This window comes from Streptomyces sp. NPDC060366 (genome assembly GCF_042725135.1).
In the GTDB taxonomy this organism is placed as follows: domain Bacteria; phylum Actinomycetota; class Actinomycetes; order Streptomycetales; family Streptomycetaceae; genus Streptomyces.
In genome coordinates this window covers 39,056-51,728 of record NZ_JBHXDC010000013.1, presented here as the reverse complement: position 1 = coordinate 51,728, position 12,673 = coordinate 39,056, and the positions used below count along the sequence as shown (strand labels likewise).

General features: G+C 69.1%; 9 protein-coding genes and 5 pseudogenes. 6 read left to right on the top strand and 8 right to left on the bottom strand.

The genetic code is table 11. The annotated features are described in order from the left end of the window. Positions 1 to 367 precede the first annotated feature (367 nt). Positions 368 to 1,198 (bottom strand): annotated as a pseudogene (locus ACFWHU_RS27505) (transposase); the annotation flags it as partial. Between the two features lie 128 nt (positions 1,199 to 1,326). Here ACFWHU_RS27505 and ACFWHU_RS27500 point away from each other — a divergent pair. After that, a complete protein-coding gene (locus ACFWHU_RS27500; RefSeq protein WP_387228000.1) occupies positions 1,327 to 1,701 on the top strand; it encodes a hypothetical protein in 375 nt (124 codons plus the stop codon). A gap of 34 nt (positions 1,702 to 1,735) precedes the next feature. Here the strand turns inward: ACFWHU_RS27500 and ACFWHU_RS27495 are convergent. The 4 genes and pseudogenes from ACFWHU_RS27495 to ACFWHU_RS27480 all read right to left on the bottom strand — a co-directional run. After that, positions 1,736 to 2,056: pseudogene (locus tag ACFWHU_RS27495) on the bottom strand (ATP-binding protein); the annotation flags it as partial. Position 2,057: 1 nt separating this feature from the next. After that, positions 2,058 to 2,921: pseudogene (gene istA / locus ACFWHU_RS27490) on the bottom strand (IS21 family transposase); the annotation flags it as partial. A gap of 67 nt (positions 2,922 to 2,988) precedes the next feature. Next, positions 2,989 to 3,228 carry a hypothetical protein gene (locus ACFWHU_RS27485; protein ID WP_387227998.1) on the bottom strand — a complete coding sequence of 80 codons (240 nt, stop codon included), beginning with the start codon at positions 3,226 to 3,228 and terminating at the stop codon, positions 2,989 to 2,991. Between the two features lie 357 nt (positions 3,229 to 3,585). After that, the gene (locus ACFWHU_RS27480) at positions 3,586 to 3,876 is read right to left on the bottom strand and encodes a hypothetical protein (protein WP_387227996.1); all 291 of its coding nucleotides are present in this window, start codon (positions 3,874 to 3,876) and stop codon (positions 3,586 to 3,588) included. A gap of 80 nt (positions 3,877 to 3,956) precedes the next feature. Between ACFWHU_RS27480 and ACFWHU_RS27475 the strand changes: the two are divergent. Then, positions 3,957 to 4,895, top strand: a pseudogene (locus ACFWHU_RS27475) (discoidin domain-containing protein); the annotation flags it as partial. 210 nt (positions 4,896 to 5,105) lie between these two features. Next, positions 5,106 to 8,543 (top strand): glycosylhydrolase-like jelly roll fold domain-containing protein, encoded by a 3,438-nt coding sequence (locus ACFWHU_RS27470; protein ID WP_387227994.1) that lies wholly within the window; start codon positions 5,106 to 5,108, stop codon positions 8,541 to 8,543. 114 nt (positions 8,544 to 8,657) lie between these two features. On the opposite strand, the gene ACFWHU_RS27465 is transcribed toward ACFWHU_RS27470, so the two are convergent. Next, complete coding sequence (locus ACFWHU_RS27465) at positions 8,658 to 9,554, bottom strand: DMT family transporter (RefSeq protein ID WP_387227993.1); 897 nt, start codon at positions 9,552 to 9,554, stop codon at positions 8,658 to 8,660. Between the two features lie 93 nt (positions 9,555 to 9,647). Between ACFWHU_RS27465 and ACFWHU_RS27460 the strand changes: the two genes are divergently transcribed. Both ACFWHU_RS27460 and ACFWHU_RS27455 read left to right on the top strand, forming a co-directional pair. Beyond that, on the top strand, positions 9,648 to 10,247 hold the full coding sequence (locus ACFWHU_RS27460; protein ID WP_387227991.1) for a TetR/AcrR family transcriptional regulator: 600 nt from the start codon (positions 9,648 to 9,650) through the stop codon (positions 10,245 to 10,247). Positions 10,248 to 10,665: 418 nt separating this feature from the next. After that, positions 10,666 to 10,783 (top strand): annotated as a pseudogene (locus ACFWHU_RS27455) (LuxR C-terminal-related transcriptional regulator); the annotation flags it as partial. A 16-nt stretch (positions 10,784 to 10,799) separates the two neighbouring features. Here ACFWHU_RS27455 and ACFWHU_RS27450 read toward each other — a convergent pair. Next, complete coding sequence (locus ACFWHU_RS27450; RefSeq protein WP_387227989.1) at positions 10,800 to 11,717, bottom strand: NmrA/HSCARG family protein; 918 nt, start codon at positions 11,715 to 11,717, stop codon at positions 10,800 to 10,802. A gap of 208 nt (positions 11,718 to 11,925) precedes the next feature. Between ACFWHU_RS27450 and ACFWHU_RS27445 the strand changes: the two genes are divergently transcribed. Continuing rightward, positions 11,926 to 12,285, top strand: coding sequence for a MerR family transcriptional regulator (locus ACFWHU_RS27445; RefSeq protein ID WP_387228207.1), 360 nt, complete (start codon positions 11,926 to 11,928; stop codon positions 12,283 to 12,285). On the opposite strand, the gene ACFWHU_RS27440 is transcribed toward ACFWHU_RS27445, so the two are convergent. Then, positions 12,261 to 12,434: a hypothetical protein gene (locus ACFWHU_RS27440; protein WP_387228216.1), complete on the bottom strand. Its 174-nt coding sequence runs from the start codon at positions 12,432 to 12,434 to the stop codon at positions 12,261 to 12,263. The genes ACFWHU_RS27445 and ACFWHU_RS27440 overlap by 25 nt on opposite strands. Between the last annotated feature and the right edge of the window lie 239 nt (positions 12,435 to 12,673).

Sequence of the window (12,673 nt, the reverse complement as noted above, 5' to 3'; positions counted from 1 at the left end):
TCTGAGTTTGACGTTTAACCTTGACGGCTGGCCGGCGTCATCGAAGGGGCTTCGCGACGTGTCCCAGCGCGATGAGGACAACACCGACAACGAGAACGACAGCGACAACCAGGAAAGATGCGGAGCCCAGGTTCAAGCTGGTCGGTATCAGGATCGCCCCTGCTCCCCAGAGTCTGGGTCGCCGTACTCGCTGCTGGAGCCATCGGCCGGGCATACGGCCGAGGAGCAGAGCGTGCACCCCGATGACCCCCAAGATGATGACCAGGGCGAGCAGTACCAAGCCCAGCACAAGGAACGCGAACATTTCCCTTCCCCCCTGCTTCTGGCTGTCACGCCATTGCAATCCAATCCGACTGCCAGGGGAGCTTCAATGCCGGGGCGGTGGTGAGGCTTGGCGTCGGGGCTTCGTACCGACTTCGTGGTGGGCGGGGCGGGTGTATGCCTGGCCGGTCGTGAGAACTCTGCCCACGTTATGACGGGCAGCGGGGCGACGGTTTTTCGAGCCGGGCGGGCGTCCGGGGCCGGGGCGGGTGGGTTTCGGTGCACCGGCTGGAGAACCCGCTTTCGCGCGGAGGTTCCTGAACCCGCGTCGGACACGCGCGGGGGTGAGTTTGCCCGGCGGGGCCGGCTTTTCCCACGGCCGACGGAGATCGGAGGCCAGCGGGCGGGCGAGTGTGAGCTGGGTATGAGCGGCGATCACGAGCCAGGTCCAGCGGTCCGCCGCGGCCGAGGTGCGAAGCCGCGGCCGGGTCCAGCCGAGGGTCTGCTTCAGCATACGGAAGGTGTGTTCGAGGTCGAAGCGGCGGAGGAAGGACTGCCAGCAACGGTCGACGTCCGCCGTGGTGGCGCCGGTACCCGACCACCACAGCCAGACCGGCTTGTTGACCCCGCCGGAGGGCAGGTGCTCGACGGCCAGACGGATCACGGTGCCCTCGATGACAGGTAACGGTCCGTCGTAGTCGAGCCAGGTGGCCCGCCGGGTCAGCCTGGGGTGCAGCCGGTCCCACACCTGCGCGGTCGCCTTCCCGTAGAGGCGAGTGTCGGTGACGGTCACGGCCTGCTCAGTGCCCCAGGTACCAGGGTCGCCGAAGACGAACTCGCCGCCGTGCTTGGGTGGCCGACCGCCCTTGGGATTGACCAGGAAGAACTCTTCGCGTGAGGGTCTTGGCCGGCGCATCACACGGTCGGAGCGGAGCCGGCTGTCGGCGTACGGACTTTTCTCCCCAGTTGCGTACGGACGAACGTCCCCAGCTCTGGACGCGGGTGGGGGCAGCACCGCAGAGGATGTCGGTTGAGATCGCTGCCCCGACCAGGGACACTCGCGCGATGAGCCGCAGCACATCGTCTGAAGCGATCGAGCGAGGGTGGGACGAGCCCTGGTATCAGGTCCGTATGGAGGGTTTCGAAGCGTCGTTCCTGCCCAGCGATGGCGAGGACTTGGACGAGGTCTGCAACGTCGATGTCTTCGTGACTCTGAGGGATGGATCTCGTTGGACCGCGACCGTGTTCACCGTCGCGGAAGTCGAGCGCCTGATGAAGCTCTGGGCAGGGACCGAAGAGGCCCTCGGGGGCCGGTACTTCTGGGTCGCGGACGGGCTGATCGTCCGTGATTCGGGCATCGACTGCATGACCGGCGTGATCGCCGGACTGATCGAGAACGGCGAGTTCCCCGAGATCTTTCAGCGGGTGATCAACAACTGATCAAGTGTTCGGCCGCCGGAAGCGACGTGGGTTGTCAGGCCACGTCGTTGTCACGCTCGATGGCCTTGAGGCGGTTCTTGAGCCGGTAGCTGGGGCCGTTGATGGAGATCACTTCGCAGTGGTGGAGGAGTCGGTCGAGGATGGCGGTGGCGAGGACCTCATCGCCGAAGACCTGGCCCCATTCGCTGAAGGTCTTGTTCGAGGTCAGGATGATCGAGCCCTTCTCGTAGCGCTTTGAGATGACCTGGAAGACCAGGTTCGCCTCAGCTCGTTCGAGGGGCTGGTAGCCGACCTCGTCGACGACGAGAACGCTGGGCCGCAGGTAGGTGCCGAGCTTGTTCGTCAGGCGGCCGGCGCCTGTGGGCCTGAGCCCGTCGCTGCGGCACCCAGGTGGTGAAGGCGGCGTCCATCTCTTCGATGGAGGAGAAGGACCGGCCGGACAGGACGTGGTCACGGACGATGAGGACCTGCCGTTCGACGCGGCCTTTGCCGGTGGGCCGGTAGGCGGCCAGGACGTCGATGTCGAAGTCGTAGTGGCCGGCGAACCCGACCGCTACCGGGTGCAGCGGGACCGCTTCGCCCGGCGCGACATGGCGGCGGACGACGGTCTTGGTTCGGTCGTAGACGATCATCATCGGGACGCTGCCGAAGTGGGCGAAGGCCCGTCGGTGGCAGTCGAAGAATGACTGGAGGTCCTGGCTGGTGGTGAAGCAGCAGAACGGGTCGCGCGAGTACGACAGCGTCATGTGGAAGGAGTAGACTTTCGGGATGCCCATGTGGGCGAGGATCTTGCCCTCATCGCCCCAGTCGACCTGGGCCTGGGCGCCGGGAATGACCTCGAAGCGGCGGTGCATGCCGACGAGTTCCTTCGGCGTGATGCCGAGTTCCTCGGCGATGCGGGGCCGGGCTTCCTGAACATAGAGCTTGACGCGCTGGTAGTTGCCGGTAAACCCGTACTCCGCGGCCAGCCGCCCGTGGATCACCGCGGCCTTCATCAGGATCTCTGCCCGCAGCATCGAGTCGACCAGCGGCACGAACTCGTCAATCACCCTCGCCTTCGAGCGCCCGTTCGGCGACCGGCGCGGCGGGGTCGCCGGACCTGGTGCCTACAGATATTTGCGGACCGTCTCCCGGGCCACCTCCGAGAGGCTGATCGCGCCGGACTCCAACAGACTCCGGAAACGCCGCAATTCCAACCATCGATGCGGATCCAGCACCATCGTCAACCGCCTTCCGCCGCCTCTCACCGACCAAGCAGCAGAGTGCCGATCCGCAGGTCTCAACGCATCAACAACTGTCCTTTTTCATCCGTACGCGGGTGGGGACGTTCACGTGTACGCCGACAGACGGTGTCCGGCCGTCGCTTCGGTTCTTCGCCTCGGCCACGATGGCCCGGCAGGTGGCCAATGCGGCAGTCGGCGCCGGTGCGGTCCGGTCGTCGAGCCAGAGCGCGAACTGCCCGAGCAGTGCGTCGATGTCCGCGTCCGCGCCGGCGGCGACCAGCGCCTCGACCCGGACGGGAAGCACGTCGGTCGCCCACAGCCACAGGCCCTTCCGCGCGATCGTCGCAACCAGCGATACCAGGCTCGCCCTCGATGAGCACCAGCGATCGTCCGGACTGCAGCGCCCGCGTCACGCCGACGAGGGCATCGTCCCGGCCGACGAGGGCGGGAATCTCCGCGGCAACCGTGACAGCACCGGACGTGTCGCCTCGTTTCGCGCCACTTGCGGGGCTCGAGCCCCCGCGGTCTCGTCCGATCGGTGTCACCATCAGACCTCCGGGCTCTCCTCGATCGTGGACGCGGAGGCGTAATACTGCACACCACCGATAGGAGGCTAATCAACGTTGCGCAACACTGTGAAGGAGTCCCTGTGGCGCACGGGTCAATGTGCGGGCAGCACGGAGGTCGTTGCACAGGACTGCCCAGTACTTGAACCCTGACGGGCGAGCGCGCGACCACACGCCACCCGTCGGCGCGGTACCGGGCCGAGCCACGGCCCCGCCAGCCGGTCGGGCTGACCACACGCCGCGCTCGACCGCTCCGACGCGTGGGCCACCTTCAGCCCGACCCCCGTATTGATCTTCTGCACGAGCCGGATGAACAGCTCCAACAGCGAGTCGGTGATCTCTGTCTCCCGCACGTAGCACAGCGCGGCCAGCAGGTTGTAGCGCACCGGGGCCCACCGCCGCCCGGAGGTCCGAGGGGTACTCCTTCGATGCCCGTGCCCGCTAGGCGGGCACCAACTTCTCCCAGCGGCGCGGTATCGAGGACTCACGGTCCGGATATCTGGACGTGTACCACGCCTTCGACATGCTCTCGCCGTGGATGGTCGGCCGGATCGGGGACATCGCGGGCGCCGACAACTTCTACGCCAACGTCAACACGCCCGACCAGGCGCACTGCGACGCCAACGGGATCGACTACCAGCCGTGCGTCCTGCCCGGCGACCTCCAGTCGGGCCACCGCGCGCACGGCGACTTCATGTGGCGGCAGTTCTACAACATGTGCCGGATCGGCGTTCAGGGCATCTACATCTCGATGTTCGACGAGTTCAACGAGGGCAACCAGATCGCCAAGACCGCGGAGACCGCCGCGCAGGTCCCGGTGGGGTCCGGGATCAGGGCCCTGGACGAGGACGGCACGGCCTGCTCGGCGGACTACTATCTGCGGCTCACGGGCGACGGCGGGCGGATGCTGAAAGGCGAGTTGGCGCTGACCGCGACCCGCCCCACACCGCCGGTCGTGGATGGCGGTGGCCCCAACCCGCCGACGGGCGACCTCGCACTGCGCAAGGCGGCGAGCGCGAGCAGCCAGACACAGAACTACGGGCCCGGCAACGCCGTGGACGGTGACGGCAACAGCTACTGGGAGAGCGCCAACAACTCGTTCCCGCAGTGGATCCAGGTCGACCTCGGTTCCGCCCTGCCGGTGCGGCGGGTCGTCCTGTCGCTGCCGCCGAACCCCGCCTGGGCCACCCGCAGCCAGACGCTGTCCGTCCTCGGCTCGACGAACGCGACCAGCTTCACCACGCTGAGCGCCCCGGCCGCCCGTGTCTTCGACCCGTCGAGCGGCAACACGGTGACGGTCACCTTCGCCTCGGCGGCGTCCGTCCGGTACGTACGGGTGCAGATCACCGGCAACACCGGCTGGCCGGCGGGTCAGTTGTCCGGACTGAGCGTCTACGCGGACTGAGGCTCCGTCGGCGGGCCCGGACCCGGGGAGGACCCCGGGTTCGGGCCCGTCCGCGCGCGGGGCTCGTGCGGTGAAGCGCTGTGAAACGGTCCATCCCACCCATTGCCCCTCAACCAAAGGCTGCCATAGCGTCCCTGTCGATAGAAATGAATCCTTTCATTTACTGTCGCCGACCGCGTGGACTCGTATCAGCCCGCCGAGGGAGACTCGATGACCGACGGCACGCCCACCCGCAGGAGCCTCCTTCAACTCGCCGCGGCCACGGCGGCGGCCACGGCGGCCGGCGGAGCGGCCACCTTCTGGCAACCCGCGTACGCGGCCGATCCCGGTGACCCCGGCCCCGGTCCCAACTCCGGTGCCACGACCGGTGGTTCCACCGGATTCTCCGCCGCCCGCTTCGCGCGGCCCGGCACCGGCAGCATGCCCCTCGTGCTGTGGTTCTGGAACGGCACGGTGACCCCCGCCCTGGTGGACGAGACACTCGCCGACATGCGGGACAAGGGCGTGACCGAGGTACTGGTCTTCCCTTTCGACACCCCGGCGCTGCGCCCCGCCTTCTTCACCGAGGCGTGGTTCGACATCATTGAGCACACGCTCCGCGAGGCGGACCGTCATCACATGCGACTGTGGCTGTTCGACGACGACTTCTTCCCCAGCGGCCGGGCGGGCGGATTCGTGGTGAACGGCGGCACGGTCGGCGACCGGACCTACCGGCCCCGCCCCGATCTGCGGGCGAAGAACGTCGGCAGGAGCAGCGTCGAGGTCGAGGGCGGCACCTCGGTCACGCTGTCCGCCCACGCCCTGACCGTCGCCGGCGGACGCCTGGGCGTGGACGCCGCCTCGTACGACGGTGTCCGCGTGCTCGCGAAGGGCACCGGGTGGGGCGACTGCACGGTGACCGCCAGGGTCCGGGTCGAGCGGGCCAACGCGGGCCTGATGGTGCGCTGTTCCGACGCGAGGAACGGATATCTGGCCGACCTGCGCTCCGACGGCGGCATCGACATCTGGCGCCAGAAGGACGGCGGCTTCACGCTGCTGCGCCAGGGCGGCGCCGTTGACGGATTCGACGCCGACGCCGACCACGAACTGACCGTCTCCGTAAGGGGATCGGACATCACACCGGCCCTGGACGGCGCCGCCCTCACCCCGGTGACCGACAAGACTTTCGCCACCGGGACAGTCGGCGTACGGGCGACCGCCACTCAGCGCTCGTCCTGGGACAGCCTCACCGTCGTGGACCCGGCCGGCGCCACGCTGTACTCGCAGACATTCGAAGACCCCTCCGCCCTGGACGACTTCGAGACCCCCGCCGACCTCGGGGACGTGGTCGCCGCCGCGGCCCGGCCCGCCGGTGCGACCGGTTCCGGCGCGCTCGCCAAGATGATCGACCTCACCGAGGCCGTCCACGGCGACGGTGTCTGGACGGCGCCCGCAGGGCGGTGGCAGGTGGACAGCTACACCTCCCGGCCACTCGCCGACGCCACGGGCAGCAGGCGCGACTACCTCGACCTCCTGGACGACGAGGCGGTCGACCTCTTCATGGACACCGTCCCCGGCGAGTACCTGCGCCGATTCCCGTGGGCCGTGGGCGGCGTCCTGTGCGGCTTCGCCGACGACGAGCCTTTCGTCGCGTCCGCCGACGCCGGTTGGGGCAGACCTCCCTGGTCCCCGAGTCTCGCCGGTGAAGTCGGCCGTCTGGGTGGCCGGGCCGGTCTCGGGATCGTGCTCACCGCGGTCCATGACGACCTCGGCGACGAGGGCGACCGGCTGCGCGGTGTCTTCTGGCGTGCCGTCTCCAACCGGTTCGCCGCCGCGTACTACCGGCGCGTCGGGACCTGGATGGAGGAGCGCGGTCTCGAACTCGTCTCCAACCCGCTGTGGGACGAGTACGGCCCCGCCGAGCAGATCAAGAGCACCGGCAACCTCAACACCGCGCACCAGTGGGCCCAGATACCGGGCACCGACCTGATCTTCGACCACCTCCAGCGCCAGTACCACCGCATCCTGCCGCGCTGGCCGGCCAGCGCCGCCCATCAGACAGGACGGCGACGCGTCTATCTGGAGGCCATGGGCGGCACCGGATGGGGAGTCACCCCCGCCCTGACCCGCGAGGTGATCGGCTCGTTCGTCGTCCGAGGCGTCAACAAGGTGCTGCTGCACGCCCGCTTCTCCGACGCGGACAGCATCGTCTACCCGCCGCCCTTCCAGCCGGTCAGCCCGTGGTGGGACCTCTCCACGCCCCTCAACGAGTGGATCGGACGGCTCGTGGAGGCGGCGCGCGCGACCGGCAAGGCCCGTACCGCGCTCGTCCAGCCCCAGCGCGCCGCGGAATCCGTTCAGGACCGACCCGAACAGACCACGCTCGACGATGCGTTCGTGGCCGCCGTCCACGCCCTGGAGGACGTCCAGATCGACTTCGACCTGCTGGACGAGGGAGCGCTGGACAAGGACCCCGCGCTCGTCCAGCACGCGCGCGTCCGTGGGTCCCGACTCGCCGTCGGGCCCCAGGAGTACGGCATCGTCGTCCTGCCCCGGACACCCGTGCTGTCCGTCGGTGCTGTGGACGCGCTCACCAGCTTCGTGGACGGCGGCGGAGTCCTCGTCGCCGTGGGCGACCTGCCCACGCGCGAACCGGCGGGCCGGAACGAGGAGTTGGCGCGGGCCCTGGACGGACTCTTCTCCGGCGGGCGGCCGTCCCGCGCCCACCGGGCGAAGGACCCGGCGGAGGCGGCCGCGAAGGTCGCGTCGGCCGGCGGCGGCGCCGCGACGCTCGCGCCCGTCATCGCGGAGGTGCGCGTACTGCGCCTGGAGCGCGCCGGTGAGCAGGCGTTCCTCCTGCACAACGAGCGGGCGGAACGGGCGGAGTTCACCGCGACGTTCCCCGCGCTCGGCGTCCCGGAGGTGTGGGACCCGGACACGGGCCGCGCCGCGCCCGTCGGCGTCTGGCGCCGGGCGCCCTTCCCCGGTGGGCCGGCCGGCGGGAAGGGGACTGCCGTACCGCTGGTTCTGGAGGCGAAGGCCGCGATCGCGGTCGTCTTCCGCACCCCGTCCCACGGCGAGCCCGCGCACGCGGTCGAATCCAATGCGCCGGTGGAGCGACTGACGGTAGAGGGACGCACGGGCACCGCCACCGTTCGGGTGATGTCTCCGGCCACCGTCCGCGTCGTCGCACGGCACGGCGACCGCCGGTACGAGGGCACCCTCACCGTCGAGGACCCACTGACCCCCGTACCGCTGGACGGCGACTGGGGCTTCCGCTTCGACCGCGACGGCGCCCCGAACACCCGCCGCCCGCTCGGCAGTTGGACGGACCTTGACCCCGCCCACTCCGGATCCGCAGTCTACGAACGCGAGTTCACCCTCGACGCGCGGACCCTGTCCGGCCGAGTGTGGAGCCTCGACCTGGGGGACGTGCGCGACGTCGCCGAGATCATGGTCAACGGCAGGGAACTGCCCGCCCGGCTGTGGGCGCCCTACCGGTGCGACGTCACCTCCGCCCTTCGCACGGGCACGAACGTCGTACGCGTACGCGTCACCAACACCGGCGCCAACGCTCACGGAGAAGCCCGGTCGTCGGGGCTGCTCGGCCCGGTCCTCCTGCGTCCGGAGAGGCTCGAACGGGTTCGCCTGTCGCGTACGCCCGGCTGAGTACGATCGCGGCCGGACGGGCAGACCATGTCCTACATGGCAGTTCGTTGGTCCTACCGGCAGAAGGAGTGACTGCTGGTGGGGTGCGGCCGATGACCCTTTTTCGTTTCCGAGTTACGGGCGGTCTGTACTGGTTGGCATCGGCGGAGCTGGGAGGCTTTCAGCACGCCAGGTCGCTACGGCACCGGCTGACACGATCAGTCCCATGCCGACGAGCACCGATGCGGAGAGACTCTCGGCGAGTGCGAGGGCGCCGATGAGTACGCCCATCACTGGATCGAGGGAGAACAACGTCGCGACCACTTTGGCTCCGGCCATCTTCACGGCCTGGAAATCCAGGGTGAAAGCGAGAGCCACCCCGACGACGCCGGAGACAACGACCAGGCCCCAGTCGGATCCGTTGACGCTTGGGGCGGCGGGAAGGGAGAAGGGGAGGAGCAGGATCGCCGATATGCAGACCGACACGGCCAGTCCCTCCAATCCGGAGGACGCCCTGCCCACGCGCTGCGCGAAGACTGTGTAGCAGGCAAGGGCCAGCGCCGAGAGCAGTCCGAAGGCGATTCCTGCCCACTCATCTGTCCCGCCGGGTTCCGTGACCAGGACTACGCCCGCCAGGCCGACTGCCGGGAGGAGCGCTTCGCGCCAAGCGCGCGCCGAGGCGACCGCCACGACGAACGGACCGAGGAACAGCAGCGTCGCCGCCACGCCGAGCGGGAGGCGGCCCACCGTGCAGTAGTAGGCCACGTTCATGACGGCCATCGCCGCGCCGTAGATGACCATGCCGGCCCAGTCCTGCCGCATGTGGCCACGAACCCTCGGACGCACCAGCACCATCAGGACGAGGGCAGCGCAGAGCTGCCGCAGCCCGGCGACGGCGGGAGCACCCAGCCGATCGAAAAGTGTCGAGGCGAGTGCTGCCGAGGCTTGCACACTCAGGCAACTGACGAGGACCAGGCCCGCCCCGATGAATGCTTGGGTACGGGCAGGTCCCGTGGTGGTCGGTTCGCTCACGTGCGCACCTCCGGTAGGAGGCAAGAGGCGCTCAATCTTCCCTTACCTCACTGAAACGATCGTTTCACTGTAACGCTCGTTATGCTGGGGCGCATGGACCAGGACACCGCTGAGGCCACGGCCAGACCGTCCGCCAGGGACCGATTGCTGGACGCAGCCGACGAGCTCTTCTCCCGGGACGGCATCGCCCGCACCAGCGTCGATCAGGTGCTGCACCACGCCCACGTCGCCCCCGCCACGCTCTACGCGCACTTCGGAGGAAAGGACGGCCTGATCGCAGCCGCGCTGCAACGGCGCCTGGACCGCTGGGAACAGGTATGGAAGGAAGCGGTAGACGCCGCAGCCACCCCCGCCGAAAGGCTCCTGGCCCTGTTCGACGCAGTCTCCGCCTACCGGGACCGGTACACCCCGGGCCGCGGGTGCGCCTTCCTCGCGACCAGCATTGAGCTGCCTGACCTCGGCCACCCCGCCCGCGCCGTGATCGAGGCGGAGTCCACGCTCCTTCTCACGCGGCTGAACCAGCTGGCGGAAAGCGTCACCACCGAGAAGCCCGCCACCCTGGCAGGCAACGTACTGCTCGTGTACGACGGAGCCATGGCCAACCTCCAACGAGGACGGACACCAGAGCCGCTCGGCCACGGCAAGGCGCTGGCGAGATACCTGATCCAGAACGCGATCGAGACCGAACAGTAAGACCGTGCCCTACATGGCGAGTTGACGGTTGTGCTGTTCATGGCAAGTGGACGGTGGGGATGGATCGTTCCGGACGGACTGTGCGAGATAGCACGGCCGTTGCTGCCGCCGGCCCCGAACTCGCCCCGGCCGCGTAAACGGTCCGCGCCCTTCCAGCGCCAGGGAAGGGCTGGACGACGGTGCACGGCCCGCGCACCCGCAGCAAGAGGCCGGCGCAGCCCCGGCGTGACAGCCGGGCTCCGGGCGGGGCCGGAGCCACGGTGAAGAACGACGTCGCCCGGGACGCCCGGGCGTCCCGGGCAGTATGCGCGGCAGCCAGCTGCGAAACCGCTTGGGTAGGTGCGGGTGTCTTCGCTATCTCAGACCGAAGCCGGCGGAGCAAATGACTCGGCGGCACGGCGGTATTCGGCGTTGATGCGCCGGTCAGCTCCACCTCGCCGAGAGCACCGGTCCGCAACTACCTGTCCAACGCAATGCGGAAGGCCCAGACCCGGCACGAAGCGGCACGGTACGCCCGCCAGCATGACTGGCTGTGAACACGCAGGGCCTGGTTCAGCGCGGAGCGATGCCCGCCTCCTTGGCACGCAGCGCCTCCTCGAGGGGGCCCGCACCAGGGCCCGCCAGCCAGCGGTCGAAACGCAGCAGGAAGGGGAACTCAGCCCGCAACGCGTCGAGTTGCGCGTTTCCCGCCAGCCTGCCGTCATCGACGAGTGCTGCCAGCTTGCACAGGACCTCGTCCTGTGCAAGCTGGGTCGCCGGCAAGCGGCTGTAGCCGATCGTCCGGCCGGCGGCTCTGGTCAGATGCCCGGCCAGGGTGTTGCCGGTGAGAGCGTCACCGGCGATCTCCACCGTGCGGCCGACGTAGCGGTCGGGTGAGCCGAAGACCGCGGCGGCGACGCGGCCGATGTCGCGTACCGCGATGAACTGCATGGCCTGGTCGGGGCGCATCAGGAAGGACAGGTGCCCCCGGTCGAGACCCACTTCGGGGGTCACCAGGAGCTCCATGAACGTGGCCGGCCGAATGATGGTGCCGGCGATATCCAGGCTCCGGACATGGGCCTCGATACGGCTCTTGGTGTCGAGATGGTCGACGCCCGTTGCCGAACCCGCGGTGACCGCCGAGCTGTAAACGAGGTGAGCGACTCCGCTGCGCTCGGCGATGTCGGCCACCGCCGTGCCGAAGCGGACCTCGTCCTCATTCGTCACACCGGCGCCCGCCTGGCCGGAGTTCGGCTGGACGCTGAAAACGCCGTGGGCACCGGAAAAGGCCGCGCGGAGCGAATCCGGATCGCCGAGGTCACCGCGGACGGTTTCGACGCCGGCGGCGGAGAGGGACCGGGCCCGGTGGCCGGAGGGGTCGCGCACGACCGCGCGCACCGCCCAGCCGTCGGCCCGCAGCGCGGCTGCGACCGATCCTCCCTGCTGCCCCGTGGCACCCAGAACGACGACGGTTCTGTTCATGTTGGTCATACCGACCACGCTGCGCTCCCGGCGATCACGGGCGTGTGCCTGATGAACATCGCTGATTCTTCCCGCGGTCCTGAGAAACGAGTAGCAGATGTGCTGGTCACAGCCGTGCTCCAGAATTCGTAAGGGATGGTTCCCACCGTGTCCTTTACGTTAGAACCTGACGCCAACGTCAGGTGCAAGCAACGTGGAGGCGGGTCAGGGGGCCGGGATGCGGATCGGAGAGGTCGCCGTGAAGGCAGGCGTCAGCGTCAGGGCACTGCGCTACTACGAGCAGCAGGACTTGCTCCATTCCACCCGGAATCCGGGTGGCCAGCGCCTATATCCGGCCGGCGCCGTCGAACGGGTCAGGCTCATCCAACGGCTCTACTCCGTGGGCCTGCCAAGCAGAACCATCCGCGAGGTGCTGCCGTTCGCCGACTCCGGTGAAGTGTCACCGGAACTGCTGGAACTGCTCACGGCCGAACGCGACCGCCTCGACCGGCAGATGACGGACCTTCGGGACGTGCGCGACCGGCTGCACCACTGCATCACCGAGGCACACGCTCACAGGACAGGAAGTTCATCCTGAAACCAGGGGGCAGCCAGTTGCGGCAGGTCCTTGATCACCGGGACGGGCAGGGTCCGCATCACCGCGACCACGATGCCCACGAAGGCGAGCACCGGGACGAGGGCCCCGCTCGCTCTGGATGTGGGCCGGTCGGTCGACGTGTGCGTCATGAGGAACAGCCTCCTGGCCGAGAGGTGGGTGATTCCGTGTCGGATACCGGTGCGCCCCGCTCAGCCCGTGGGCTCCCCGGGCTGTCGCAGGTGGCGACGGTCGCCCCCCCCCCCCCCCCCCCCCCCCCGGGGGGGGGGGGGGGGGGGGGCGGGGGGGGGGGGGGGGGGGGTTGGGGGGGGGGGGGGGCGGCGGGCAGCGCGTGAGCACCGTTAAAGCGCGGCCGGTAGAGAGAGCAGAG